Source organism: Haloarcula sp. H-hyl6 (assembly GCF_056934455.1).
Window position 1 is genome coordinate 111292 of the sequence record NZ_JBRIIK010000002.1, and the last position, 24886, is coordinate 136177.

Sequence of the window (24886 nt, forward strand, 5' to 3'; positions counted from 1 at the left end):
CAGCTGAATAATGCAGGTCGTAAGCACAATGGGGACCGGAACTCTCAGCCGAGAAATCGACTTAGAGGCTCTTGTCGACGAACTCGAGGAGCAACTGGCCGATGTTGATGCGGACTTTCAGTCCTCCAGCATGGTCACGATCCGGTTAGAAGATAACGGGCCTGCGTACACCGTTTATAGGACTGGATCTTTTCAGATACGAGGGGCGGAGAGTGAGGACTCATTGCAGGAGGCCTTGGGGAGGTTCCAGGAGCTCTTGAATGATCTCGGAGTGGAATCCCCGGGGTTCGAGTTTGAACTCTCGACACTGGTCTGCATGGAGGACCTCGGGCGAGAACTTGATCTGGAGACCCTGGCGATATCGCTTGGATTGAACAATGTGGAGTATGAACCAGAGCAATTCCCTGGCCTTGTTTTCCGGCCTGAAGGCCATCAGGTTACTCTGCTGCTCTTTGCAAGTGGAAAGGTGATTATCGGTGGTGCGAAGGAACTAGGCCAGGCTCAAGCAGGTGTAGAATACCTGAAAGAGGAACTTACAGAGCTGGATCTACCTGGTTCATGAACCGGCTTCGCCGGTGACATCACCGTACAGAGCCTCAGCCTGGTGGACGATAGGATCTACGAGAGGGTCATAGTCGTCATGGGAAAACCCGTTCTTCCGGAGCAAGCCTTTGACCCGGATCTTCAGCTTCGATCTCATGGCTTTCCGGTTGGTCCAGTCGATGTTGACGTTCTCCTTCAGCATCTCACACAGCTCTTCAGCGATTTCACTGAGCTTGTCCTCCGGTATCTCCGTTTCAGTGTTGGAGCTTATGGCGTCGTAGAAGGCAAGCTCCTCCTCGGTTAGTCCGAGGCGTTCTTTCCGCCGGTCTTCTTGCTGCAGTTCATCGGCGTAATTCCGCAGCTCCTCGATAACCTCGTCTGTCGTCAGGAACTGGTTGTTGTACTCATTCAGCGTGTCCTCCAATTCTTCTTCGAAGGATTCGTACTTCGCCAAGTTCTGCTGCTTTCGAGTCGAAATCTCGTTCTTCAGCAGCGACTCCAACATCTTGGCCTGGAGTTCAGGCTCCTCGACCCGGTCGACATCGGAAAGGAACTCGTCGCTGACAATCGGTTCCTCGGACTTCCACTTGTCAAACCCGGCCACAGACACGACATCGTCCGCTGTAACACCCTCCGCAATCAGTTTCTTCATCGCAGAGTCCATATCCTGGTCTTGACGGCTGCCTTCCGCCTCAAGCGACCGAAGACTATCCCGAACAGACTCGAAGAAGAGCAGGTCGGAGCGGACCTTGTTCGCAGCTTCGTGCGGGGTAACCAGGGCGAAAGCTCGTCTCAATTCGGCGACAGCCTGCATGAACTTCTCTTGCTTCTCCTCGGTTTCGATTACCTCACTCTCCGCTCGGTGAATCAGTCGGGTTAGATCTACCTCGCTGAGGTCCTGCCAGCCCTCGTAGTCGACGTTCGACAAGTACTGAGAGACTTGGTGGTGCTTCTGCTCCATCACTTCCACGGCAGTTTCGATGTCCACCATCGCCGTATCCTGGATGTCTGCCGTGTACTTGTCCAGGGCTCGGCGCAGGTTCTCTGCGATACCGATGTAGTCGACGACTAAGCCGCCGGGCTTGTCCTTGTAGACTCGGTTGACTCGTCCGATGGTCTGAAGCAGGTTGTGGTTCTTCATCGGACGGTCGATGTACAGGGTGTGGAGTGGAGGGCAGTCGAACCCGGTCGTCCATTTGTCGCAGACAACCACGATTTTCAGTGGATCGTCTGGGTCTTTGAATCGGCGTTTCAGTTCGCCTTCTGGCGGGGGATCGTCGATGTACTCTTCAGGTTCAGAGATTACGACTTCGACCTCCGGAGACTCGGGCTGCTCCTCTATGTACCGTTTGTATTTCACTGCTGCCTTCCGGCTGATGGCAACAACCATCGCCTTCCCCTCGATTTCTCGGTCGTTGTAGTGCTCGACGATGTCTTCGGAGAGTCGCTCTAACCGGTCGTCAGCGTTCTCGATTATCCGGCGGAGGTTCGTCCACTTCTCGACGAGCTCGTTCTCTAACTCTTCTGAGCCGGCATCCAGCAGCTCCTGAACCGACTCGCTGATTGCCTCTTTGTTGAGCTGGAGCTTTGCGAAACGTGACTCGTAGTAGATCGGGACGGTGGATCCGTCCTGTTCCGATCGGTCGATGGTGTATTCGCTGACGTGATTACCGAACGTGGTTCGAGTGGCCTTGTCGCCTTCATGGATCGGAGTAGCGGTGAATCCGAGGAACGAGGCATTCGGAAGTGCCTGACGCAGGTTCAGACCCAGTTGCTCGGTCTGAGACCGGTGTGCCTCGTCAGCCATGACGATGATGTCCTCGCGCTCGTTTACCACGGGATAGTCCCGTTCGTCGTCCTTGGTCTGGAACTTCTGGATAGTGGTGAAGACCAGGCCACCTGCTTTCCGGTCCAACTGGTCTCGAAGGTCTTCGATGCTGTCCGCCCAGTCTACGTTGTAACCGGCATCGCTGAACGTGTGAACTATCTGCTCGTCCAGGTCGTTCCGGTCGGTGACGATCACGAAGGTTGGGTTGCCGAAGTGCTCGCTGCGGCGTATCTTCCGGACGAAGTAGACCATTGACAGGGATTTCCCGGAGCCCTGTGTATGCCAGTAGACTCCTGCCCTGCCAAGCTCACTGCCCATCGTCTCTTTCGCGCTTTCAACTGCTTCACGGACTCCGTAGAACTGGTGGTACCCTGCAAGGATTTTCGCCAGTTTCCCGTCCTTGTCGCTGAAGACGACGAAGTTCTCAATCAGGTCGAGAAGGCGTTCTTTCCCAAAGACTCCTCGAAGCAGGACTTCTTCCTCAGAGTAGTCCGGGTCGTCACCTTCTTCCTCAATGTACCGCCACGGCCTATACCATTCCCAGCCTGCTTTCAAGCCGCCGACCAATGCTTCGTTCATCGACATCAGGCCGACAACCTCGTTGTACCGTAGGAGGTTTGGGATGTCGTTCCAGTATCGGTTGTTGACTTGGTCGTAGGCGTTCTCCAGCGTGGCTTTCGGATCAGTCGGGTTCTTGAACTCCAGAACCCCTATAGGAAGACCGTTGACGAAGACAACCATATCAGGCCGGCGGCGAGGATTGTCTCCGATTTGGACGGTGAACTGAGTGGTGATCAGCCAGTCGTTGTTCTGCGGGTTGTCGAAGTCTATCGGGTTGACGAACCTGCCGACTTGCTCTCCATTTTGCTCGTACTCTACTTGGACGCCGTCGACGAGTTGCTCGTGCAGACGCCTGTTGTCATCCAGTAGATTCGGTGATTGGGTGCTGGTGAGCTGCGTAACGGCTTCTTCCAAGCCTCTTCGAGGAATGTGAGGATTGATTCGGTGGAGACTTTCTTCAAGACGTTCCTGGAGGACTACGTTAGAGGTGGAAGTGCGTTCTTCGGCTAATTCAGAGGGAGAGGCGTACTCGTAGCCGAGATCTTGGAGGATTTCGATGGCCGGTTTCTCGGCCAGCTGCATTTCATCGAGAGCCATTTATTGTATCCGAGAGTGTATGATCACTTGTGTTTTTATCCGTCAAGCCGGATTTCACCCTTCATGAGTTTCGGAAGAAGGGTATCACGCATCTGTTTCAGGGTAGTATTCTCAAGTATACCCTGACGTGCTTTTTCCATTAGTGGAGAAACCTGCTGGTGAAATTCTTGACGAACTTCCTTCTCGGGGATAGCTATTTGCTGTTCATTGAGCGTTCTCTTGGTCACAGTCTCGAAAACAGTGCCATGAGACCTACTAAGCAGCTCGTTGAGATATTTTTTAGTAGTGAAATAGAGGAAGTACTTGTCAAATTCCTTGTTCGGCACCAGGCCATAGCAGGTCTGATTAATCGCCATCTCTCGGCCGGTCATTACCAGTTCTCCGAGAGTCTTACCCCGCGCAACCACGGTTGTAGTACCCTCTGGAACCATTTCTGTGGAACTTTCCTCCAGTCCTTTAACAGATATTGACTTCTCAGGTTCTGTTAAGAAGCAATAGGAGGATTGTGAAACGTCCTTGGCCTTGGCCCAGATTATGTCATTACCCCAGTACTCGGAGTTGTCCTTGTCCGGGGTTCCGCCCAATACGATCTCTGAGATGTCAGTTAGATATCCATCCTCCCCTAGATCATTGAATTTCTCTTCATAGATTGTTTCGCAGGTTTCCTCGATAGTATCTGCCATCTCGTGGTTGACTTCTATCTTAGTGTCAATGGCATCAAGGAAGTCGACTATCTGCCTCTGTTCCTCGATTGGAGGGACTTTGATATTGAGATCGTCGAAAACATCTGTTGGCACCCGCTGTCTGCCTGAAGAGCCTGTCATCCGCTTGATGGCGAACTGGCGGACATCTGGACGACGGGCGGTGTAGTAGACGAATTTCGGGAGGATATCCTCAGTTGCCGAAAGAACAAGGAACTCTGTAGATCCTGTCGCAGCTTCGTCGTCATCCAAAATGTCGACGAAAGCAGTCTTCCCGTTTTCAAGACATGGTGTTATTCTGGCGAATAGAGTATCCCCGTTCTCGAAACGTGGCTTTGAGTAACTGTACTCTTTCTTTAACGTCCCCTGAACCTTGCGGACGTTCTCCTTCAACTGCTTCATCCCGACGTGCGTCTGCTCAACGTCCTTTTCCAGCTTCGGATAGTCGTTGATATTTATGATATCTGAAAAGACATGCTCCTCCCAGTCAGTCATGCTTCCTGTGTCCGGCTGAGTTTCAACATCTTTCTCATCGAAGGCCGCCAGATCGGATTGGTCGCTCAAAATCCTGCCTCCTGAAGATTTTCTTCGATTCGGTCCTCCAGCTCATTTGAACGCTGGAACTGTTCTCGAATTTCAGCGCTGAGCTCTTCCATTTTCACTTCGAACGGTACCCCGTCACCCTCATTTTCTTCCACACCAACGTACCGGCCCGGCGTCACGATATATCCGTGTTCCTCTATATCATCCTTGGTCGCAACCTTACAGTAGCCAGTAACATCCTCATATTCATCGACGCCGTCTTCGCCACGATATGCCCGGACTGTATTGGCAATTTTGTTAATGTGGTCCTCGGTCAGTTGATTAGTGGTACGGTCAATCGATTTATACAGGTCCCGGGCATCGATGAACAGCGTTTCTCCAGTTCGATCACGGTACTGATCCGAGTCTTTACCCTTACTGAGAATCCAGAGACAGACCGGGATCTGGGTAGTATAGAACAGCTCTTTGGGAAGAGAGATAATGGCATCAACGAGATCGTCTTCGATGATTTTCTCTCGGATATCTCCTTCAGTTCCTTGTGCCGACATAGACCCGTTTGCCATGACGGTTCCGGCCATTCCATCCCTGTCAAGATGATGAATCATATGCTGAATAAATGCAAAGTTTGCATTGTTGGATGGCGGTAGACCGTAATCGAAGCGAGGATCCTCGTCAGAGACAGTGTCTTTTCCCCACTCACTCATGTTGAATGGAGGATTGGTGATGATCTTGTCTGCGCTCAGGTTGCCGAATTTATCGTCACGGATACTGTCTCCAAGCTGAATATTGCCGTCGATTCCGCGGAGATATAGATTCATCTGGCAGATACGCCAGGTGGCCTCGTTGATTTCCTGGCCGTAGATAGACACCTGGTCTTCGTCGCCGCCTTTCCGTTCCAAGAACTTGTGGCTCTGGACGAACATACCGCCGGATCCGCAAAACGGGTCGAAGATACGGCCTTCAAACGGCTCCAGAATCTCCACCATCAGCTCAACTACGTGCTTCGGCGTGTAGAACTCTCCTCCTCGATGCCCTTCCTGCCGGGCGAACTCTTTGATAAAGTACTCGTAAACACGTCCAAAGACGTCTTCGTCGTTCGTGTCGTCGCCATTCCCTAGATCGAGTTCAGAAAACTGGTTGAGCAAACCCTCGAGTGTATCTTGAGGGATTCGAGAGTACTGTTTAGTGAGCATCCCCTCAAGACGATCCGGATTTTTATCCTCAATTGCCCGCATAGCGTCGTCGATTTGCGAGCCAATATCGGGATGTGTTGCGCGGCCAACCAGATTCTTCCAGCGAGCATCCTCTGGGACGTAGAAGACGTTCTCCGCGCGGTAGGCGTCCATGTCCTCTAAGATGAATTGACGCTCTTGATCATCGTCCCCGCAGTAGTACATCGAATCCTCGTCGTGGGTCAGTTCCCGTAGCTCTTCCCGGCGCTCCTCGAAGGCGTCAGACATGTACTTCAGAAAGAGCAGGCCGAGGACGATGTGCTTGTACTCAGCTGACTCTACCGGGCCACGCAGACCTTCCGCAGACTGCCAGAGACTTTGCTCGAACTCGTCAGACTCCCCATTAATACTCATACTTTAACACCTCATGACCGCCACTTCAACTTTGCTGGTTACCGATTCTGCTGCCGATTTCACGCCGATATTGTGTAGTTCCATCATATTTTCGGACACCTGTGAATCGCGGTTTTACTCGTGCGAAGTCCACTGCAGGTACAAACGCCCCACGTCAGTTACGTAGACGTGTTTCGTTCTCCCCTCCATTTCTGTTTCGACTAAGCCCTTCTCCTCCAATTGGCTGACATGGTAGCTGATCTTCTGTGATGATTCGCTTAGTTCCTCACCGATCTCCCGGAGTATCACGCCTTTCCGTCCTTCTTCGTTCCACCTGCCGAGTGTTTCCAGGACATCGAGTTGCAGCCCTTCTATTTCGAAATTGAGTGGTTGGGTGGGCGAAGGGAGCTTTTTCACGAGCTCGTCAACTGATTCTTCTCCAGTCTGGGGTTCCAGAACGTAGTACGGAGTTGCCCCGATGAAGAAGGCGGAGGCGGTGGCTGCTCCAGCCATCAGGTTTGTACCGCCTGTAATGTTCACGTAGATTTCCTGGTCGGGGTTTTCTCTCGCCACGCTCACGACTGTATCGACCACATCTCGTAGGTCGAATGCGTCTATGAGATCTATCTCGACGTTGTACCCGAACTCAGTGAGTTCTTGTGCGAGCTCGTTCCCGACTGATTGGAATTTTTCACTGGTCAGTAGCTGGACGTGGTCGGCGGATCCATAGGCTTGTAGTCCACGTTTGATGTGGACTGTCGTTTCTCCGTGAGGGACGATGTGCAGACTCATTATCTGTCGCTCTCCACAAATTTCCGAACCCGGTTGTTGTTCTCGATGACCGGTGTGAGACTGCTGAAGGGTTCGTCGTTGTGGTTGTACTGTTGCTCCGCTTTCAGGATGACCACGTCCCCTTCTGATGGAAAGTATTCGACGTACCGGGGCTCTATACGGATGCTTTTGCCAGCCTCACCTTCCTGGAATGAGGTTACGTATCCGACTCGGCCCTCTACGTGGTCGACGAATCCAATATGGAAGTCGTGGTCGTCGTCGAGCAGCCGAAGGCGCTCTTCGTAGGTATCCTCGTCTAAGTCCAGGATCCGTCCCCAGGTCCGGATCACTCCTTCCAAGGCATTCCAGATGAGGAGAAGTGAACTCAGGAGTACGGGGTCGGCCTGCTGGTCAGGTGAGGGAAGGTCCTTGGGGTGAGCGATCTCGTCTTCCCGGTACTCGTTCAGGTTCTCCAGGGCGAAGGTGTACGAAATCTCGATTTCCTCGTCGAGGAGCACCGTTGAGTACGTTTTGAACCAGCGGTAGGCGTTAACCACGTTATCTTCGTTCCGGATTTCTCCGCCGACTTCTCGCTGTAACTTGTCACGGTATCCTCGTTCATCGGCGAGACCCAGGAAGACATATCGCAGGTAGTTGTACAGCTGGGCGGTATTAAACCGGTCCTGGAACGAAGCCCGAGTGGACTGTTCCACCCATCCGAAGTACTCGTCTATCTTCTGGTAGACGTCGTCGTCGTTCTCGACGTCGATCCGAGGCTCGATGATGTCCGCCAGCAGATCGAAGCACTTCTCGATCTGCTCTTCGATCATCTCCTCGTTGGTAGGCGGGGCGGAGGACTGGCTCATATTCATTCACCTCCGAAGAGCCCTTCGAGGTCATCCTGGAGCTGTGCCTGTTCTTGCTCTAGGTCAGCGATTTTCTCCAGTCGCTTCCGGATGGCCTCAGCTTTCTCCTGTATCTCTGTCTCTGAGAACTTGGGCACCAACAATTCCCGCAGTCTCCTTATAGGGATATGTTGTACTGTCGCCCCGCCCTGCATCGATTCCAACTGGTTTCTGGCCAGTTCAGTATCCAGGAAGTGGGCGTACACCAGTGCTTCCTCCTCTGTACGCAATCGGACGACAGCCCACATCGAGCTTGGAGCTATCTCCCTTTCGGGATGGTGGACGTGGATCTTTGCTCCGGTGGCCGAGACTAGGACGTCTGTCTCGTCCGCTCTCACGATATTCTCGTTGACATCGAGGTACTCAGAGTATTGTTTCTGCCCGACATCTCGGATGTTGACGTACGGCAGCCGGTTTTCACCATCTTCTTCGAAGACTTGGTCTGGCTTCCTGGTGCCGCCGCGGATTTCCTCAGCGACATCCTGGATCTCCCCTACTTCCGCGTACTGCTGTTGCAGTTTTCGGCTTGTCTTGTCCATCTGGATGATTTCGCTGGGGAGATAGGATCCACCTTCCAGCCTGCTCAGCTCCAGTGTGTTGGCCTTATCGAGTCGGATGTCATCTACGATCTCTGGGATTCTTCTTTCCGGGTTTTCGTCACTGTCGACGATGGCGTAAGAGATCTCGTCGCTTGGTGAGGAGGGTTCGTTTGCTATTTGCAGTATTACGGTAGAGATCCCGGTGTGGTCATAGATCGGGGTGTCAATCTCGATCAGGGATTCTATGGTGTACTCTGTACGGATTGTCTCTCGGAAGTCGGATGCCTTTCTCTTGTACAGTTTCCCGACCGGGAGTATGACTGTTAGGCGGCCACCAGGCTTGAGCCGTTCCAGTGAATCGAGGACGAATTTTTCGTCGCCGTTCCGTGCAGGGGTTCCGTCCGGCTTCTCGTAGTGTAGGTTGAACGGCGGATCGATGAAGACCTGGTCGAACTCTGTTGGCAAGCTGTGATCTATCTGTGAGAGTTTTAGATAGTCTCCCGCTGTGTAGGAGATGTTTGTCTCGAACAGTTCGTTCAGGAAGATGGCGCTGTTTACAGCGTTAATGTTTATTTCGACGCCGTGTGCGTCTGCACCTCGGGCACTGGCTTCTCGGAGGATGTTTCCGTACCCTGCGGCGGGGTCGAGGACAACGTCCCCTTCACCAGTCTCTGATAGGTCGAGAAAGGCTTTGCTCAGCCAGAGAGGTGTGGTTTTGGGTGCGGATCTTCTTGACTTCTCTTCGAGTTCTACGAATGCTTCGGCGAGTTCCGGCGGGGTTTGGTCTAAATCGATGCCGTAGAACGTGTTCAACACCTGTTTCTGGAACTCGACATCATGCTGGTGGCGTTGAGCCTGGAACGGCGGGTATTTCTCCTCGATCAGTTCGTCTATCTCTGTCAGGTCTTGTTCGGAGAGGTTGTCGATATCAAGGTTGTAGTTGTGTCGTTCAGCGGCCAATTTTCGGAACAGGCTGTGGTAGAGTTGACTCTCGATCTCTCTACCGATCTTTCCTCTAAAGTACTCGGCAAGCCGCCAGAATTTCATCTGAACCTCTTCTGCGGATTCTAAAGCTCGTCGTTCCTGACCGTCGTCACTAGGGAAATCGGCGAGTTCGCGTTCCACCTGTTCGCCTTCTTCACCGGGAACGAGTTTGAAGATGTATTCGAAGGACTCGGAAACCAGTGCGCCGTATGGTGCCCTTGAGTGATTCATCAAGCGGCGGAGCTCTTTCAGGTCTTCTCGCTCCCTGTGCTCCGAAAGAACGGTGCTGCATTCAACGACTACAAAGAACTCGTCCAGATCTTCATCTAAGACGGCAAGGTCGGGACGGAAGCTTAGTTGTCCCTCGATAAACGGCTCAAGTACGACTCGGTTCTCTCCGTAGATGTCTGTGAGCTCGTCATAGGTGTCCTGAACGAGTTCTTGTTCGTGCATACCTTCTTGTTCCGATGATGACTACAAAGAAGTTTGCTTGGACAGTCAAAACCGAGTTTGAACTTATAAAATATCTAATATTTCAGCAGAGCGTTTTCCGGTGACATCACCGGTGTATAAGTCGATAACACTGGAATTATCGAGACAGCCAAAATGGTGGATGTCGTCAACGTTGTTTCTTCTGGCTCTTTGAGCGTGGAACTCGATCTGGAAGCTGTTGCTCAGGAACTTGACGACATCGTTGATTATGACCCTGAAAAATACCCGGGTGCATACGTTCGGTTAGAAGACTCTGATCCGCTCATCACACTTTATCGCACAGGCAAGTACATCATTACTGGTTCATCCTCCGAACAGCAGGCTGTAGAAATAAGGAATGGATTTCTCTCTACGCTCCACGACCATGGAATCCTTCCTTCTGCCGAGGATGACTGGTTCTCTATCCAGAACTACGTCTGTGTCGCAGATCTCGATGAGTCAGTCAACCTGTCCGCTCTCGCAATCGGTCTGGGCCTGGAGAAAAGCGAATATGAACCCGAGCAGTTTCCTGGGCTCGTCTACCGCCCTACTGAATACGATTGTGTACTGCTGATTTTCGGCTCTGGGAAGACCGTGATAACCGGTGCAAAATCCATTGAACAGGCAGAATCAGCCTTTGAACACTTGAGATCTGAACTCGACTCCCTCTTCTAAAAAAGCATCAACGTCTCTACCGGCCTTAACCGTCACCCGGCTGATTCATCCTCTTCAGGGTCTCGGTGGTACAATCCTATGGCGAAGAGAAGATATCCTCCAGCGATTACAGTCAGTCCCACGGTTACGTTGATCGTGACCGCTGTTATCGTTCCGAGAACGAAGTAGAAGAACCAGAGACCGAATAATACCAGATTCGAGGGTGTCTGCTCATCGGAACTCAGCTGCTACCACCATCCTTTCTCCGATATCGAGATCACCTTCTTCTATGGGGATTTTTTGTAGTCGCCTTTTTATAACATGTGCCGCTGCAGTAGTCCTCCCTGTAGTCGGGCACCGAGTTCCTGCATTTCTTCCTCTTGCACTCCATCAGGGACTACCTCGGTCTTTCTCAGTGACGTTGTCTGAATCACAGATCGGGCAGGAGACTTCGTCGAGGGTGCTGAAGGTTTCTCCGTCGACCTCGTACAGTCCGTCATCCCGGATTTTGAAGTCGAAGCTGTGGCCTTCGTCCCTACACTCGAACTTCAGGATCTCCGGAGTACATTTGCTGCACAGATCAACGAAGATCCAGACACAGCCACCTCCGCATGGAGACTGATCGGCGCATCCACAATTCCGGCACTCCATCAGGCTGGTTCACCTCTCTGTGGAGGAACGGTGTGGTAGCTGTAAATCAATGCGGCGGTGATGAGGATTGTGAGCACGAGATGGGTCCAGAACCAGTCCACCGCCGTCATGTACAGATTGAAGGGAGGCCAGCCCAGCAGTTTGTGACCTCCGCTCATCGTGATAGCGTTCACACTGGTCTCAATCCAGGCAATATTCAATCCGAGGAAGAGGATTAGAACCGCTCTGGCTCCGGAGACGTGTCTCTGCCACATCTGATTCACTGCCCATCACCATTATCTGCAAAAGAGGAGAGCCGGGTTTCCCGGACTTCCTCGAAATCGATGTCCGGCGTATCCACCTGCTTGGAATCCTCTACAGGATTTTCCTGAGAACCTTCCCTGGTATCTCCGTCGACTTCGTCCCCCGTGGGTTCTTCACTGACTTCCTGGTCGTAAGGGTTCGTCCACTGGTCATCGTCAAGTTCGTAGACTGATCCGCCGAAAACACTGCCTTCCGTCGCCCACACCCTGTGGTAATCCTGTGTAAGGGAGTCACCGTGGACCACGTAACCATCCATGTTGAAGAAGCACATGTTGAGTGCGGCCATCTTTGCGACGGTACTGTCCTTGTCTACTGCGTAGAACTCGGCCTCTGCTTCATCCGGTAGCTGCTTCGCTGCGGAGATCAGGAGCCGTCCGCTTCCTGCCGCCGGATCCAAGACACTGTAGGGGTCTTCCCTATCCGGGTCGGGATCTTCGTCGATGACCATCTCCGCATTCATGTCGGACAGGTTGTGAGGTGTGAAGTGCTGGCCGAAATGGTCGCTGCTCTGCCCAAGTTCTTCGTAGACTACTCCGAGCAAGTCGTGGTTGGCCTCGGCACTGGCGTTCATCAACTCTCCAAAGGCCTCACTGTACAGCTGCGCCTCTTCCTCGCCATACGAGTCCATTACCTCGAGATAATTCTCGTCGTCGCTCTGCAAGGCATACAACGACAAGTCAAGGAAATCCTCGAACACTTGGTGCCTGCTATACCCACCAACGAACTGGATCTGTTCCAACTTATCGACGACCGGCTCTGCGGCCTCCTTGTACCCGGGTCCTGATGCTATTCCGCATCACCCTCTCCTTCTAAGGCCTCAGCAACCTCTCCGAGCCTCCCTCGGTAGATTTCGTAGGCGATGTACGGCGGCAGAACTATGGACATCAGAAGTCCGAGCAAACCACCGACAAATGCTCCTATTTCTGACCACCCACGGAACCAGGATACCAAGTTAACTCCGTAAACACCGATATACGGCTTCTCTACCTCCGCTACTACGGCGCATTCCTCTACTTCGCCATCCCCAGCTTTCGGAAGAGATGTCTGGCGATTCCTATATCTGACCTGTTCAAAAGTTACTTCGCCAGTACAGATGAAATCGCTCCTATTGGGGTTGTTTGATAGGTGTGCGCTGAGAGAGGCACGGGTAAATGTTGAATTGTTATACGCAGTAAAATGAACTACTTCTTGCTCAGTGACGATCTTAGCGGTAGGTTCTCCAGCTGCAACAACAGCAAATAGAGCCAGTAAGAAGGCCGCACCAGCAAACATCTCAGACTTATCCACTACAGAGTCCCACCTCTGTTCAGCCAGTCTTCCATATCTTCGGGGCCGTAGTCCGCGATCTCGTCCAGGTAGTCCTGAAGATCGTCGACTGAGTCGTAAGCGGAGATCGTGAGAGATTCTACCTTCTCGTCATCCTCGTTGAATACTGCGTACTCCGTGTGCTCTGGATGCGTCCAGTCCACCTTCTCCAACGTAAGATCTCTGTACTCCAGAGACTCGCCGTTCGCCATCATCAAAGCGTTCTCGTAGAGGTCTTCGATAGACTCGAGTTCCACTACTGGCTTCCACCTCGGTCACTCTCTATCGGAATGTGACGGTATCCTTCAGTGCCCTCACAGGCGATTTCATCCAAGTCTGTTGTTTCTCCGAACGCTGCACCTACAGGATCTGTGTAGGCGTAGCTGTAATTCGGTCCAAAGGTTCTCTCGCATAGCTCTTGAACTACTCTGGGGTAGTTATCGAGGGTCATGTTCCAAGTTTCACCCTGATACTTGTCCAGCTTGTCCTTCCGTTCCTCAAGGGATTGAATGCCTTGTATTGCAGCGATTCCAAAAATGCAGGTCACAATCATTCCGAAGATTGCAGTGATTAGTGAGATTTTGCCGATTGTCGCATATGTCTGTTGTTCTAATAGAGTAATCAGATATCACCTTCTCCTTCAAGCATTTCTGATACGGGTTTGAGGCCTGCATCTTCCCTCGCCCTATCCACGTTATCCAGGCTCGTGGACGGGCTTTTACCAAGAACCACGTTGCGTTTGACCTGCATCTCCTCGTGGTCTGGGACATCGTACTCATCGCAGTAGTCCTCGATCACTTCCTCTAACTCGTCGCCGTCGATGAAATGCAAGTAGGCTACGTTGACATCATCCGGATACTCCATGTCCTCGTCCTCGATCTCCTCAAGGCCTGGCGTGGCACGACTGTAAATCTCCTCAAAGATATCATCGTACAACTCTTCACTCGTCACTACTGGCTTTCACCTCTGTCTTTCAGGTGTTCTCTGAGGCATTTCTTGCTGCAGAACAGGCCGTGGAAGACATCCTGCTCGACGTGGGCATTACCCGAGCTGATGACGACTTCTCCCTCTGTCATCTGGATTCCCTTGCTTCCCTTGATATCGTTGCTGCAGGGTTCTCTGTCGCAATCTACTCTAATCGGCATTACAGAGACTCACCTCCTACTTCGATTTCTTCGAATCCAATGTTCTGGGCTTGATAGTACGTGCCATTGACTTGGATGACGTCACCGACAGACATCGAACGGACCTCAGCGTCGTAGAACTGCTGGGACTCCTGCCTGCTGCCAGCGTTCCACTCCTTCCAGAGCTGCTCAAGATCGTCTTCGCTGTATCCTTCAAGCTCAGCGATCTCTCGGTACAACTCGTCAAACTCTTCCTCAGAATAGGTCATAGAAGGTTTCTCATCTTCGTCGAGAACCTCCATTACACCGAGCTTGTGGTGAAGCTCTCCAGCAGGCCCCATCGCAGGATGCTCATCTACATCAGGATCATTGGCACGTTCTTTGGCCTCTTGATCCCAGTTCAGGTAGTGAATTGTCGCCTCTCCCACTACTGATTCTCACCTCTTACATCTCTTATGGCCTTTCGAACCACCTGATACTGGTCTCTGGTGAAATACCAACGAACCAGACTTGCGCCTGTGAACAAGCCAGCACCGGCGAATCCGACTTTCGGCAGTGCTACAACACCGAACGCAAAGCAGCCTGTGGCTACACCAGCACCAACTCCTTGACTCACAAGGTACTCTCTATAATCGCTCAGTTCCCTCTTGTCGACAACTGTGATATCGCTCACTGGGAAGTGTCACCTCCTGCATGAAGGAAGTTGACCAAGGCCTCGGCTCGTTCCTGGCCTTCATCGGTGAGACTGCAGTAAACTGTTCTCCCGTCTTTCTCTCTTTCCACGAGTCCGTGGTCTTCGAGTCTGTCTAGTATCTTGACGGTGTGGCTGTAGGTGCAGTCCACCTTTGTGGAGATCTCGCTTGCATAACTGGTACCACCAGTCAACGAAATCAGTATCTTCGCTGTTTTAGGGTTGAGAAACGCTTCGTCGAGTTCAGTTAGTTCTGGGACGCTGTAGCTATCGTACTTTGAATAAGGGCCTTCGATTTCGTATCACCTTACATACTTATCCGGAAACATCTTTTTTATAAGCTATGTCGGAGTCAACAAACCGGTGAACACGATTTTATACAAATACCTAAATTAGAAGTATCCAGAAATGCAAGAGATCTGTAGGAGGCAAGACCGTGACTAAAGTACCCAGTGTCCCCGACGAGTTCGACTCAGAACAAGAGCTGGAGGCGTATATCGACCAATTACACGACCAGATCGATTTCCTGGAACAAGAGCTTGAGAGTTCAGAGAAGGAGAAACTGGAACTCAAACAGGAACTGGACGAACTACCGTCAAAAGCACGGGTAGGAGACACACTCGGCTTCACAGATCTCAACTCTACACTCAGACAACTGAAAGAGAACTTGGAGAGAGTCCGTCAGGAAGACGTCGACGACCGTGCCGATGAATTAGCGGATATAGCCGCTGACCTGAGAAGCCAGGCCAAAAGAGTAGGCGAAGAAACCAGCAAGATGGAGGAGAACAGGAAACAGTTCAAAGAAAAGCACAGCAGGTTCTTCAACTCCTCAGACAAAGCCAGTGACTCAGAAGAAACCGGTGAAGAAGGTGGAGTTGAGGAAAAGTCGCTGGCAGACAAAGTCTCCGAATACGAGAACCCGGGTGGATCTGGAAACAGCCCAGGCGACCACACCTGAACAAATCACACAATGACTGAAGTCCCCGAAGTCCCTGACGAGTTCAACTCAGAAGAAGAGCTCAAGGCCTACATAGACCAGTTGCACGATCAAATCGAGTTCCTGGAAGAAGAACTGGAAAGCTCCGAGAAGGACAAACTCGAACTCAAACAAGACCTAAACGACATCGAAAAACAGGCCTCCCGCAGCGGCGGCTTCCAAGGCATTCTAGAGCCATTACAGGCGATGAGAAATCGTATTGAAGAATTTGAAGAAGGCTATTTAGACGAGGACAGTGACTACGGTCTTCCCGAAGAGTCCGAGGAAACCAAGGCACTGTCAGAGGCACTGGGTGCAGACATCACCCAAGATCCAGAGGACTTCAAAGCAGAACTCGAAGACAACTAACTATGACCAAAGTACCCAGTGTCCCCGACGAGTTCGACAGCGAAGAAGAACTACAGCAATACATCAACCGACTTCACGACCAGATCGATTTTTTGGAAGAAGAGCTTGAAGACTCAGAGAAGCTGGAGCTGAAGCAGGAGCTCAACGAGATCGAAGAACAAGCCGGTAATTCAGCAGGTCTTCAAGACATTCACGCCGCCCTGCAGGAGTTCATAGATACTGTAGAAGACATTGATACCCACGGAAAACCGAGTGACGTAGGCCTCCACGACAGTCTTCGGAACCCGGACTTCAAGTCCTGACGATAACAATTCGGTGTATAATGGTCACACCGGAGGAACTAAAAGATGAACTACGCCCTGCTGTCGAAGATTACGCGGAAACAGTACGCGAAGCCGCCGAAGATGAGAATATCTATCCTAAAGAAGAATGGGTGTGTCCAACTGAGGAGGGAGGTACTGAACTGGTTGAGATCTCAGTCCCCTCCCGCGGAATCGAGTACCTGATTGATCCTGACGAGATCTCACACTTCGACGACTGCGCTGAATGGCTTGAAGACGCTGACGAGGAAGCCCACCTCTCCCACACAAATACAGAGTCTGCATATGAACATCGGCTTCGCAGCTTCGCCAACTCTGTCTTCAACTACGTAGGCGGCTACGACTTCGACGAAGAGGCCTATCAAGCCGCATTCTCAGACAATCTCGAGATACACTTCAATGATGCTCTGACCCTGGATATTCTCGTTCCTATCCCTGGTCTTGCAGAACACAGCGAACCAGTCACCTTCACACCTCAGTCACCGAGATACGAGGACGAACAATACCTTCTAACAGTCACCTCCGACTTCAGCCTCGACAAAATCACGGCCTCAGAGATGGCCGCACTGCAGAACAAGAGTATGGAAGGCCTCTACGGAGACCCCACAAAGCTGGGATGGGAAGGACGACTACGGTACACCATCGAGATCAACGACAGACGACAAGACTTCCACGTACCCGATATTTTGGCAGAAAAAGCCACGGACATCTCCGTAGATATTGCTCGAAAGGTCGTTGACGGACTCAGATTATCCGAGCCACAACAAGACAACATCTGGTTTGGACCCATATTCGCACTACGCAATAACTGGCTAACGTACAGAACAAACGCTGAAGCTGTTGAACGGGCACATCTACATCCTGACTGCGATATCGAATACAGGAACATCCACAGCTTCTCACTTGACGAATGGGGGGCACGGGCCTTTGCTAACCAATTCTGGGAGAAAGATGCTGACCTGCTGACCTCAGAGACGTTCGATCGCCCGATTCGACGATACAACCGGACGTATCTTCCAGGCCACGCTGAGGATCACATCCTTGACTGCCATATCGCTCTCGAATCGTTGCTGTTGAAAGGTTCTAAGGGAGGAACGAGTTTCCGAATGCCGATTGGCGCAGCTATTCTTCTCAGAGACCGTGTCGGTGACCCTGTTGAAGTCTACTATTTCTTTGATGTCCTACGAGAGGTCCGGAACAAGATCGTCCACGAGGACAAGAAGGTAGAGGAAGTGAACGCCACGCACCTCGATAAACTACCTGACTACCTACTGCAAGAGACCGACGCCGGTGAACGTTTAGAGAACTTCCAGTTCATCAAGCATACTCGTGAGTACCTCGCTCTACTGATCAAGGAGTACTACCGGATAGAGCAGGAACACGGACTGAATATCCACGAAGCAAATCAGGAGTTGGTTGAGGATATGATTCTTTCATTCTCAGATGAGCCTACAGAGGAAATCTTCGATCAGTAATCGCATCATCTTCTCGCTTGCTGCACCTTGATTATATAAATTTGATTTCCGGCCTTGTTAATTGGTGAAACCGTTATCGAGGATGTCACAGAACCTCCTTCTGAGATTTCTGTAGACAATGCTGAGTACCAGTTTATCGGGGTCGATGCAGCAACAGGCCGAACACATTTTGCACGATACACACCAAGCCACGCCGAAGTAATCCTTGCCAGCTACGACGCAAGCACCGATGAATACCGGGAGGACGACCGGTGGAGACTACAGCACGGTGACCCAGAACAGGCCCTGAGAGAATACGCGTATCAAAGGCCTTGGGAAATTGAAGAAGAACTTCCGAGCCACGATTTCCACTCAATCGCAGATCTCGACTACACACCTGAATTGAATCAGGGCTTTGAGGGAAGCGTTGTAATCGGGGACAGAGACTACGTTATCCCTTTGAGAGCGGAGTTCTCCACCGTTGCAGATATCCTTGAAGCAGAGGCCGAAGACTCGAACGACGTATTCGTAGACTACAGGCCTGACTACCTGGAAATTGCTCCGGAAAACGCATTGGAGAAAGTTCAGATAGAACCAGTTGTACGCGGCCACAACAAAATTACAGGTACCGAGATCCCGGACCAGTTCCACGTACTTGACCGGGGAAGCGAAGAGGTCTACAACAGTATCCAGGTCGACGAACTGGCGGAAGACCACTTCATCGAAGAACTGGCACGGGTGGATGGTGTCGACGAATCTCTCGCCGAACTCCTCATAGATGACTACAGTAACCTGCGGACGGTCTCCTGGGCAGCAACCAGCGACGTCGCACACCTCGAAAACACGTATGATCTTGACGCCCACGACTTCTTCAAAGCGTTAGGAGACGCGGACGTATACAGGAACGAGCAAAGTCCGGAAGCTGGGAAACTGCACATCCCAGAGCACCGAGACGATATGCAGGAAGAAGATTTAGAGGAAGACGAAGAAGATGATACGGTTCAATCCGGGTTTGACGACTTCTAACCATAACGCTCCAAGTCAGGGTAGCCAAGAAACCCGACTTCGCCGCCGTACTCTTCCTCAAACCTGTTGATGGTCGCTTCAAGGACATCCAGGTACTCGTCCACGTCGACGTCGTCGTAGTTGAACCGGAGCTCGAAACTGGCCTCAGCATCTATGTCATCGTCTTCAAGCCACTCTCCGTCAACTCCGTAGATCAAGGTCTCAAAGTACTGCTCTTCCTCTGGAAGCGTCTCACCGCTGTGCATATCCTCATACTGATGCAGCCACGGATCAATCAACAACCGGAGATCATCGTCATCAACATCGAATATTGTCTGGAAGTTATCTATCCGGTCAAAGGCGTAGGCCGTGGTCTGCCGCTCTATACTGATCCCTGATTCTCACCCCTCGGTTGAGTTAGTTCCATTCACCGGTTGTTCCTGAGCTGGTTGTTCTGCCCCGCCGATGACAGGCAGATTCTCGGACAGGAATGACCCGATACCGCCACCAACGCTTCCTACAGAGCTGAATGCGTCACCGATTGTACTGGTAACTGACTTCGCCACGTCGGAGGCCTGAGAAGGAAGATCTGGCATCGACGGCAAAGTAGCGTTACCCGCACCTGGAATCATTGAGAGAGGACCTGTTTGATTCTTCGGAGTAACGTTACCCGGTGCATGGTCAGGCTTGTCTCCGGGCAGGTCGGATGGACTATTCGCAGGGTTGGTAGGTGTTGCTGCTGCAACGGTTGAAACTGCCAGCAGAAGTACTGATAGAAGTACTGTAGTCTTAGTTCTCGAGTTCATGGTCGATGTCACGCTCCGACGAAAGGGAATCCGCCGACAACTGTAGTATAGATTTTAGCAAGTCTCAGGCTCATCTGATCTACAAGACTTGGCTGCTTTTCCCTTAGTTTGACAACGTCTGAGCCCTGGATCTCTCCGATTTCTATGCTGGAGCACTGAGAAGCAGGCTCGTTGCTGCCGTCGTTGTCACAGTCTACGCTGAGGCCTCTGGCTCTATAATGCTCCATATCCAAAGCAACAGAACCTCCAAAGTCTGTTCTCAGCTCTCCGGATGCGTTCGGAGTTACACTAACTGTAGTAGCTGAAGTACCGACAGGGACTGAGACGTTCTGTTTCTGTATTGTTTTGCACAGCCCGTTTCCGATGCAGACCTCGGCTTCGAGATCTGCTTCCATAGGTCTCCACTGATTGTGGAAGGTGTAGGTCAACGCAACCGGGTTATCGGCTTGAGATTTCTCCGGGGTACTGGTTTCGACGCTGATCTGGTTCCACGGAATCTCTATTTCGTATGTGTTGAATGCTCCTTCACAGCTATCAACGCCAAAGTAAGTGCCGTAGTAAATTACCTCGTCCATGTAGAGAGCGGTTCCGAGTGAGGCCTTGATGTCGCCGTATGTTTTCTCAACGCCTCCTGTACCGCTTTTGTCGCTCCATCCACTGTAACTCGTGATTTTGTTGTCTTGGAGATTGAACTGGTCGACTTCCACGCCGTTCTTTTGGACTTTCGGTACGAGGAAGCAGCCGTCTCCTCCGGAAGTCAAGCCACGCATAGAAAGATCAAACTGGTACTTCCCGAGCTTCGCTTTATCTGTGAATGTTCCCGGATACTTGTTTTCCAAGGTGTCTTGAAGGGCCTGAGTTGTCCCTGCGTTGTTGGTCAAGTGGTAGAAACTGATTGACTCTTTCCGATTGTCTTGAGCAACGGAGAGCATTGAAGGCCCTATCAGGAACAGTAGTAGTACGAGGCCTGCGATTCCGGTTGCTGTAGCTGTTTGCTTCAGGGAAGGCAGCTTCATAGGAACTATTTCTGAATGGGCGAATACTACTTATAAAGTCACTTGACGGGAAGAGTATCGGTACGTGTCTGAGCCTCGGAAACGGTAGGAGAAGTCCAGACAGTTGTTAGCGCAGCTGAGTGCATCGCGTTCGTCACTGTGTTCGCTGCCGCAGATCTGGCATACGTGTTTTTCCTCAATGTTGTCGACCAAGTCCTTCAGTTTCCTCGAAATCTGGAATCCACCTCTTCTACAACAGTATTGTATTAGAAAAGTTATAATTCGTATCGTTCGCGCCAGTTGACCAAAGCGTCGTAACCTTCGTCGAGTAACTCAATAGCCATGTCCCGGTGCCAAGGAGCGAGATACGGTTCCTCGATCTCGAACTGAGGCCCGCCATCCTCGAAGCTCACATACATCCCGAACGGGAGTTCATCCTCACCGTCCTGGAAATCGTCATCAGAAACGTACTCTTCCCGGATACTGTGGATATCACGGTCAACCCAGTAATCCCAAACAATGTTATCCTGCAACTGCTCTTCCAAGGACCGTCCGAACTCATCCTCCAGAGGATACTCCTCTTCTAATTCCTCGAGCTCTTCGTGAATTTCTGAACCACCCTTCTAATCCAGGACAGGTTCGACACCGTGCTTCCGCAGCACCTCAACATCCAAGAGATCACGGTATTCCTCTTCCGACTCAACAGAGTCCCTGACACCTTGCTGGAAATGCCTGTGAGGAAAATAATCAACACTGCCGTGGTCAACAGGTTTTCCAGGATCTACGTACCGCGGCGGATGTCTTTCCTCGAAGTCCTCGAAGGCCTGCCAGTACTCCTCAACAGGTTCGAACCATTCCTGTCCTCCATCAGTTGCGAACTGGTCTAACCCGGATTGCTCCGTCAGGACCTCCGTCGCTTCCTCCACTTTCTGATTCCCGCTTTTCCTGAGGACGAGGCCTTCGTATCGTTCCTTCCCGTTTCTATCAGCCTGTCTTTCTAAGTACTGCTCTGCTTCCTGTACTGAGCCGAAGAACGGGTTGACGATGTCTTCGCCAAATTCTGTGTGGTACAGGATTCCGTCTTCTCCGCTCCAGAAATATTCTGTTCTCCTAGGGCCTCCATCGGTTCTCAAGCTTTCCTGTGCTTGTTGCCTGAAGGCCTGGTCGATCGCCATCTTGTAATGCACCTCGGGGAAGATATTCTCCAGTTCAAAACGGAGCTCACCGGAAAAACTGGTGCCTCCGGTGAGATTCATCCAGTACGGCTTCTCATTCTCCACGTAATCTTTCTCTTCTACGTATTCCTCGATGATCTCGTCAACGCTCTGTATCAGTTATCACCCTTTAGGCCTGAACCTCGTGGTACTCCATTAGGTCGCGCAGAGATTCTCTCTCGCCTTCCCAGTACTCCTCAGCTTCAGGATCTTCGATCAACTGGTTTGATCTGCGGCGAACCGCGTTCTCACCGAGAATGTCAGGATGCGGTATTCCTTCGCCATACTCGAGAAGCTGTGAGGCCTGTTCGTAGCCGTCATCCAACTGGTACTGAGGCCTGTCCTCGGAGAGATGGGTCAGTGCATAGGTTGCGGCGTTGAAAGTCTCGTACAGGGAAGGATTGTCTGGATCTTCGACTTCTTCGTTGAGAGCGGTGAGAAGGTCAGCGGTCGGATCTTCCAGGTAACGATCAATCCCGATATCCTGTAGGACAAGCAGTGCTTCATCTTGATTCCGTAGTTCTCGTTCTTGGGCCTGTTCCAAACGTCGTTCTACTGTATCCGCACCGTCCATAACAGCGTCGACAGCGTGATACGCCAACTGCGGCTGGAACTCTTCACTATGGGTCTGCTCATAGCTCTGATCAGCAACGAACGCCATCATCCCATTACTGCAGATCTCTCGCATCGCTCCGACGTCGAACTTCAATCCGTGGTAACCCGAGTGTCCAGAACGAGCACGTAGATCTAGATTGATTCGGTCGCCTGGGGCTGCTTCGACTGATTGACCCATTCCGATTCGGGCGCTCATCTTGTGCCGGGTATCGGAGAGAGCGATCTCGCCTTCCGGCTGGATATCTTCGTCTCTGGCTTCGATCCCTTTGGCTACTGCTTCGAGGATATCGCCGTACTGTATGATGTTGTAGTAGTCGTCGCCGCTACTGACTTCACCTGCCAGCTGCGGCTCTTCCTCGTCAGTATACAATGCGTCTCTCCACGGTACGCCGTCTAAACCATCTTTCTCGGGATGTGAGGCAAGAACGTCAAACCGGGAGACTTCCGGCATTTCATCTTGAGCGATTTGATAGAGTCCGTCTAAGTCTGAGAACCTGTACCTGTCTTCGTTTGCGATGAGCTGATCACCATAAGAACCAGTTGAGAAAATAGTATTTATAAAACAATTCCAGAGACGAGAAAGAGGGAAAAACACCTGATCAATTCAGAACACGGTGGAGAAGAAATGCCGGTCGCAAGAGGCCTTGTGGTGCGGTCCGGCGACAAACGGACGGGCGTTACAACCGCTGCATTTGTACTTGTGTGCGAGTTTGGTCGAGTAGGCTACGTAGCTCCACCTCCGTTTACAGTCCTTCTTGTGATGCGGTCCCTGGGAAAGCGGCTTAACACCGCAGTGATTACACGTCGTGGAATAATCTCTGTTCTCGACTACGTCTTTGACGTGTTTCTTCACACGGCGAGGACATCCACGCTTATGATGAACTCCAGGAACGAACGGACGGGAATCACAATGCGTGCACTTGTATTTATGCGCCAGATCCGTACTGAGAGCTAATTGATCTTGATTCCGGGAACACGATGCGTCGTGGTGAGGGCCTTCAGAGAACGGCTTGGCACCGCAGTTGGCACACGTCTTACTGAACTCATTTCCTCGGCATTTCTTCAACGCTAACTTCGTATACTTCGAGGCGATGGACTCGCCAGATCGCTGCAAAGGATTGTAGTCCTCCGTCAGGAGTTCTTCTTCCTTCATCGCTGCCGCTGCATCATCCAGTCTTCTCAATTCCTCGTCCCACTCACGTTTCTGCCTCTCCCACTCCTTCTCTTCCTGCTCTTTCAGATATGCACGTTCCTCGGCTTCTGAGGGGTACGGGTGCAGATCTTGTTTTCTCGGCTCTGGAGGTTCTCGACGATCCATAACCAACAATTAGCCGGTCAGAGGTAGTTATAGGTAGGAAAGTTCTGATTTTAGAACCAGTTAGAAAATTCGAACCGAGATGAGTGTCAGCACCTCCACCAGAAACACTGGGGGCTTGTGGATGGTCCTCATACAATACTTCTGGAGGCCTATCACGTCAAAATCCGCATACCTCTATCGACCTCAAGAGAGAAACAGAGAGACACGATACCCACTAATGCAGCAGCGATGATTGCAGCTGCAAAGACTTCGCTGTACAGAGGATTCACTGCCTCAAGATAGACGAGAACCGCAGTTACCGACAGGTTGACGGTGAAGGCTTTCTGCCAAGGCCTCATCTTCTTTCCTCGAACTCCTGTGAACCGCATTTCGGGCAGATATCCATCGCATCCACCAATTTGTCTCCACAGTTCGCACAGTACTTCGCCATACATCATTCACCTCAGGTCGGAGAGTTTTGTTTGCTGGGTTTCGTCCGGCAGGTCCACAGAACCAGTGTCTGTGTTTTCATGGATCTCGCTGTAGTCCGGTTCCTGAAGGAGTTCCCACTCCCGGTCTTCGATGTACTTCTGCAGGTAGGCCTCCCGTTGGTGTGTGAACCGGCCTGTATCATCCTCCACGTCTTTCAGGTCGCCTTCTAACGTATGCCTGAACCGTCTGACTTCGAGGAAGCTGTCCGTATCCCTCCAGTAGTGGGCCAGGGAATCCGTGGTCTTGCCCAGCAAGTCGTACTCCTCATCCTCGCTCTCAGGGTAGCTGAATACCAGCTTGTCTGAAGGCCTCGGCTGAGTGGCCTCCCGGTACACTGCCTTTCCGGTGTAATAGTTGATTCCGGCATCGATCATTTCTCTATGTAGTTGGCCGACGTCGTCGACGGGAAGCTCCGGATAACTTCGATCCTCAGTAACGGTGCTGAAGTGGAGGTCGGTAAAGATCTCACCAGGGTAATCGTAGTCCTGAATAAGATCTTGTGCAGTAGCTTCGTCGACGCCGTCAACCTCAGTCAACTGCTGTATATGCTGGTCAAGAGTCTCCTCTAAATCGATCCAGCGTCACCCTTCTCTTTGAGCTTCGAGTA

31 protein-coding genes are annotated in these 24886 nt (G+C 51.6%); 8 read left to right on the forward strand and 23 right to left on the reverse strand.

The genetic code is table 11. The features are described 5' to 3' along the window. Positions 1 to 10 precede the first annotated feature (10 nt). A complete protein-coding gene (locus Hhyl6_RS13785; RefSeq protein WP_483739832.1) occupies positions 11 to 562 on the forward strand; it encodes a TATA-box-binding protein in 552 nt (183 codons plus the stop codon). Here Hhyl6_RS13785 and Hhyl6_RS13790 read toward each other — a convergent pair. From Hhyl6_RS13790 to Hhyl6_RS13815, 6 genes are all read right to left on the reverse strand, one after another. Further along, positions 557 to 3529: a type I restriction endonuclease subunit R gene (locus tag Hhyl6_RS13790; RefSeq protein ID WP_483739833.1), complete on the reverse strand. Its 2973-nt coding sequence runs from the start codon at positions 3527 to 3529 to the stop codon at positions 557 to 559. The genes Hhyl6_RS13785 and Hhyl6_RS13790 overlap by 6 nt on opposite strands. 35 nt (positions 3530 to 3564) lie before the next feature. Next, positions 3565 to 4794: a restriction endonuclease subunit S gene (locus Hhyl6_RS13795; RefSeq protein WP_483739834.1), complete on the reverse strand. Its 1230-nt coding sequence runs from the start codon at positions 4792 to 4794 to the stop codon at positions 3565 to 3567. After that, positions 4791 to 6359, reverse strand: coding sequence for a type I restriction-modification system subunit M (locus tag Hhyl6_RS13800; RefSeq protein ID WP_483739835.1), 1569 nt, complete (start codon positions 6357 to 6359; stop codon positions 4791 to 4793). Before Hhyl6_RS13800 ends, Hhyl6_RS13795 begins: the two co-directional genes overlap by 4 nt. 114 nt (positions 6360 to 6473) lie before the next feature. Continuing rightward, positions 6474 to 7130, reverse strand: coding sequence for an HFX_2341 family transcriptional regulator domain-containing protein (locus tag Hhyl6_RS13805; RefSeq protein WP_483739836.1), 657 nt, complete (start codon positions 7128 to 7130; stop codon positions 6474 to 6476). After that, the gene (locus tag Hhyl6_RS13810; protein WP_483739837.1) at positions 7130 to 7975 is read right to left on the reverse strand and encodes a hypothetical protein; all 846 of its coding nucleotides are present in this window, start codon (positions 7973 to 7975) and stop codon (positions 7130 to 7132) included. The genes Hhyl6_RS13805 and Hhyl6_RS13810 overlap by 1 nt, the downstream gene beginning before the upstream one ends. A gap of 2 nt (positions 7976 to 7977) precedes the next feature. Then, entirely contained in the window at positions 7978 to 9990 is a 2013-nt protein-coding gene (locus Hhyl6_RS13815; protein ID WP_483739838.1) for an N-6 DNA methylase, read from the reverse strand. Between the two features lie 153 nt (positions 9991 to 10143). Between Hhyl6_RS13815 and Hhyl6_RS13820 the strand changes: the two genes are divergently transcribed. Continuing rightward, positions 10144 to 10683 (forward strand): TATA-box-binding protein, encoded by a 540-nt coding sequence (locus tag Hhyl6_RS13820; RefSeq protein WP_483739839.1) that lies wholly within the window; start codon positions 10144 to 10146, stop codon positions 10681 to 10683. A gap of 629 nt (positions 10684 to 11312) precedes the next feature. Here Hhyl6_RS13820 and Hhyl6_RS13825 read toward each other — a convergent pair. From Hhyl6_RS13825 to Hhyl6_RS13870, 10 genes are all read right to left on the reverse strand, one after another. Next, a complete protein-coding gene (locus Hhyl6_RS13825) occupies positions 11313 to 11567 on the reverse strand; it encodes a hypothetical protein (protein WP_483739840.1) in 255 nt (84 codons plus the stop codon). A gap of 5 nt (positions 11568 to 11572) precedes the next feature. Next, positions 11573 to 12355, reverse strand: coding sequence for an N-6 DNA methylase (locus Hhyl6_RS13830; RefSeq protein ID WP_483739841.1), 783 nt, complete (start codon positions 12353 to 12355; stop codon positions 11573 to 11575). Positions 12356 to 12402: 47 nt separating this feature from the next. Beyond that, complete coding sequence (locus Hhyl6_RS13835) at positions 12403 to 12903, reverse strand: hypothetical protein (RefSeq protein ID WP_483739842.1); 501 nt, start codon at positions 12901 to 12903, stop codon at positions 12403 to 12405. Further along, entirely contained in the window at positions 12903 to 13178 is a 276-nt protein-coding gene (locus Hhyl6_RS13840; RefSeq protein WP_483739843.1) for a hypothetical protein, read from the reverse strand. Before Hhyl6_RS13840 ends, Hhyl6_RS13835 begins: the two co-directional genes overlap by 1 nt. Then, a complete protein-coding gene (locus tag Hhyl6_RS13845; RefSeq protein ID WP_483739844.1) occupies positions 13178 to 13474 on the reverse strand; it encodes a hypothetical protein in 297 nt (98 codons plus the stop codon). The genes Hhyl6_RS13840 and Hhyl6_RS13845 overlap by 1 nt, the downstream gene beginning before the upstream one ends. Positions 13475 to 13542: 68 nt before the next feature. Further along, positions 13543 to 13872: a hypothetical protein gene (locus Hhyl6_RS13850; protein ID WP_483739845.1), complete on the reverse strand. Its 330-nt coding sequence runs from the start codon at positions 13870 to 13872 to the stop codon at positions 13543 to 13545. Beyond that, the gene (locus Hhyl6_RS13855; protein WP_483739846.1) at positions 13872 to 14066 is read right to left on the reverse strand and encodes a hypothetical protein; all 195 of its coding nucleotides are present in this window, start codon (positions 14064 to 14066) and stop codon (positions 13872 to 13874) included. The genes Hhyl6_RS13850 and Hhyl6_RS13855 overlap by 1 nt, the downstream gene beginning before the upstream one ends. Continuing rightward, positions 14066 to 14473, reverse strand: coding sequence for a hypothetical protein (locus tag Hhyl6_RS13860; RefSeq protein WP_483739847.1), 408 nt, complete (start codon positions 14471 to 14473; stop codon positions 14066 to 14068). Before Hhyl6_RS13860 ends, Hhyl6_RS13855 begins: the two co-directional genes overlap by 1 nt. Next, on the reverse strand, positions 14473 to 14718 hold the full coding sequence (locus Hhyl6_RS13865) for a hypothetical protein (protein ID WP_483739848.1): 246 nt from the start codon (positions 14716 to 14718) through the stop codon (positions 14473 to 14475). The genes Hhyl6_RS13860 and Hhyl6_RS13865 overlap by 1 nt, the downstream gene beginning before the upstream one ends. Further along, positions 14715 to 14930, reverse strand: coding sequence for a winged helix DNA-binding protein (locus Hhyl6_RS13870; protein WP_483739849.1), 216 nt, complete (start codon positions 14928 to 14930; stop codon positions 14715 to 14717). The genes Hhyl6_RS13865 and Hhyl6_RS13870 overlap by 4 nt, the downstream gene beginning before the upstream one ends. Positions 14931 to 15172: 242 nt before the next feature. On the opposite strand from Hhyl6_RS13870, the gene Hhyl6_RS13875 reads away from it, so the two are divergent. From Hhyl6_RS13875 to Hhyl6_RS13895, 5 genes are read left to right on the forward strand one after another with little or no spacing between them, the layout of a single operon-like run. Continuing rightward, positions 15173 to 15694: a hypothetical protein gene (locus Hhyl6_RS13875; protein ID WP_483739850.1), complete on the forward strand. Its 522-nt coding sequence runs from the start codon at positions 15173 to 15175 to the stop codon at positions 15692 to 15694. A 12-nt stretch (positions 15695 to 15706) separates the two neighbouring features. Next, positions 15707 to 16081: a hypothetical protein gene (locus tag Hhyl6_RS13880; RefSeq protein ID WP_483739851.1), complete on the forward strand. Its 375-nt coding sequence runs from the start codon at positions 15707 to 15709 to the stop codon at positions 16079 to 16081. A 2-nt stretch (positions 16082 to 16083) separates the two neighbouring features. Further along, positions 16084 to 16383, forward strand: a complete 300-nt coding sequence (locus tag Hhyl6_RS13885; protein ID WP_483739852.1) for a hypothetical protein — start codon at positions 16084 to 16086, stop codon at positions 16381 to 16383. A 20-nt stretch (positions 16384 to 16403) separates the two neighbouring features. Next, the gene (locus Hhyl6_RS13890) at positions 16404 to 17876 is read left to right on the forward strand and encodes a hypothetical protein (RefSeq protein WP_483739853.1); all 1473 of its coding nucleotides are present in this window, start codon (positions 16404 to 16406) and stop codon (positions 17874 to 17876) included. A 54-nt stretch (positions 17877 to 17930) separates the two neighbouring features. After that, positions 17931 to 18881, forward strand: coding sequence for a hypothetical protein (locus Hhyl6_RS13895; protein ID WP_483739854.1), 951 nt, complete (start codon positions 17931 to 17933; stop codon positions 18879 to 18881). Here the strand turns inward: Hhyl6_RS13895 and Hhyl6_RS13900 are convergent. Both Hhyl6_RS13900 and Hhyl6_RS13905 read right to left on the reverse strand, forming a co-directional pair. Next, positions 18878 to 19126: a hypothetical protein gene (locus Hhyl6_RS13900; RefSeq protein WP_483739855.1), complete on the reverse strand. Its 249-nt coding sequence runs from the start codon at positions 19124 to 19126 to the stop codon at positions 18878 to 18880. The two genes, Hhyl6_RS13895 and Hhyl6_RS13900, sit on opposite strands and share 4 nt — an antisense overlap. 548 nt (positions 19127 to 19674) lie before the next feature. Further along, complete coding sequence (locus Hhyl6_RS13905; RefSeq protein WP_483739856.1) at positions 19675 to 20682, reverse strand: hypothetical protein; 1008 nt, start codon at positions 20680 to 20682, stop codon at positions 19675 to 19677. Between the two features lie 329 nt (positions 20683 to 21011). On the opposite strand from Hhyl6_RS13905, the gene Hhyl6_RS13910 reads away from it, so the two are divergent. Beyond that, positions 21012 to 21248 carry a hypothetical protein gene (locus tag Hhyl6_RS13910; RefSeq protein WP_483739857.1) on the forward strand — a complete coding sequence of 79 codons (237 nt, stop codon included), beginning with the start codon at positions 21012 to 21014 and terminating at the stop codon, positions 21246 to 21248. A gap of 36 nt (positions 21249 to 21284) precedes the next feature. Here the strand turns inward: Hhyl6_RS13910 and Hhyl6_RS13915 are convergent, their stop codons facing one another. The 5 genes from Hhyl6_RS13915 to Hhyl6_RS13935 all read right to left on the reverse strand — a co-directional run bounded on the left by Hhyl6_RS13915 (position 21285) and on the right by Hhyl6_RS13935 (position 24815). Further along, positions 21285 to 21941, reverse strand: a complete 657-nt coding sequence (locus tag Hhyl6_RS13915; protein ID WP_483739858.1) for a hypothetical protein — start codon at positions 21939 to 21941, stop codon at positions 21285 to 21287. 64 nt (positions 21942 to 22005) lie between these two features. Further along, positions 22006 to 22941, reverse strand: a complete 936-nt coding sequence (locus tag Hhyl6_RS13920; protein WP_483739859.1) for a DUF932 domain-containing protein — start codon at positions 22939 to 22941, stop codon at positions 22006 to 22008. A 153-nt stretch (positions 22942 to 23094) separates the two neighbouring features. Continuing rightward, positions 23095 to 23808: a hypothetical protein gene (locus Hhyl6_RS13925; RefSeq protein ID WP_483739860.1), complete on the reverse strand. Its 714-nt coding sequence runs from the start codon at positions 23806 to 23808 to the stop codon at positions 23095 to 23097. Between the two features lie 152 nt (positions 23809 to 23960). Then, entirely contained in the window at positions 23961 to 24245 is a 285-nt protein-coding gene (locus tag Hhyl6_RS13930) for a hypothetical protein (protein ID WP_483739861.1), read from the reverse strand. After that, positions 24246 to 24815, reverse strand: coding sequence for a hypothetical protein (locus tag Hhyl6_RS13935; protein ID WP_483739862.1), 570 nt, complete (start codon positions 24813 to 24815; stop codon positions 24246 to 24248). Between the last annotated feature and the right edge of the window lie 71 nt (positions 24816 to 24886).

Coding starts and splice junctions, on each gene's coding strand:
- Hhyl6_RS13785 (WP_483739832.1), top strand. CDS start 11: ATGCAGGTCGTAAGCACAATGGGGACCGGAACTCTCAGCCGAGAAATC.
- Hhyl6_RS13925 (WP_483739860.1), bottom strand. CDS start 23,808: ATGGATCGTCGAGAACCTCCAGAGCCGAGAAAACAAGATCTGCACCCG.
- Hhyl6_RS13805 (WP_483739836.1), bottom strand. CDS start 7,130: ATGAGTCTGCACATCGTCCCTCACGGAGAAACGACAGTCCACATCAAA.
- Hhyl6_RS13800 (WP_483739835.1), bottom strand. CDS start 6,359: ATGAGTATTAATGGGGAGTCTGACGAGTTCGAGCAAAGTCTCTGGCAG.
- Hhyl6_RS13825 (WP_483739840.1), bottom strand. CDS start 11,567: ATGTGGCAGAGACACGTCTCCGGAGCCAGAGCGGTTCTAATCCTCTTC.
- Hhyl6_RS13845 (WP_483739844.1), bottom strand. CDS start 13,474: ATGATTGTGACCTGCATTTTTGGAATCGCTGCAATACAAGGCATTCAA.
- Hhyl6_RS13820 (WP_483739839.1), top strand. CDS start 10,144: ATGGTGGATGTCGTCAACGTTGTTTCTTCTGGCTCTTTGAGCGTGGAA.
- Hhyl6_RS13815 (WP_483739838.1), bottom strand. CDS start 9,990: ATGCACGAACAAGAACTCGTTCAGGACACCTATGACGAGCTCACAGAC.
- Hhyl6_RS13920 (WP_483739859.1), bottom strand. CDS start 22,941: ATGCCGGAAGTCTCCCGGTTTGACGTTCTTGCCTCACATCCCGAGAAA.
- Hhyl6_RS13905 (WP_483739856.1), bottom strand. CDS start 20,682: ATGAAGCTGCCTTCCCTGAAGCAAACAGCTACAGCAACCGGAATCGCA.
- Hhyl6_RS13890 (WP_483739853.1), top strand. CDS start 16,404: ATGGTCACACCGGAGGAACTAAAAGATGAACTACGCCCTGCTGTCGAA.
- Hhyl6_RS13930 (WP_483739861.1), bottom strand. CDS start 24,245: ATGATGTATGGCGAAGTACTGTGCGAACTGTGGAGACAAATTGGTGGA.
- Hhyl6_RS13790 (WP_483739833.1), bottom strand. CDS start 3,529: ATGGCTCTCGATGAAATGCAGCTGGCCGAGAAACCGGCCATCGAAATC.
- Hhyl6_RS13900 (WP_483739855.1), bottom strand. CDS start 19,126: ATGCACAGCGGTGAGACGCTTCCAGAGGAAGAGCAGTACTTTGAGACC.
- Hhyl6_RS13885 (WP_483739852.1), top strand. CDS start 16,084: ATGACCAAAGTACCCAGTGTCCCCGACGAGTTCGACAGCGAAGAAGAA.
- Hhyl6_RS13855 (WP_483739846.1), bottom strand. CDS start 14,066: ATGCCGATTAGAGTAGATTGCGACAGAGAACCCTGCAGCAACGATATC.
- Hhyl6_RS13810 (WP_483739837.1), bottom strand. CDS start 7,975: ATGAGCCAGTCCTCCGCCCCGCCTACCAACGAGGAGATGATCGAAGAG.
- Hhyl6_RS13880 (WP_483739851.1), top strand. CDS start 15,707: ATGACTGAAGTCCCCGAAGTCCCTGACGAGTTCAACTCAGAAGAAGAG.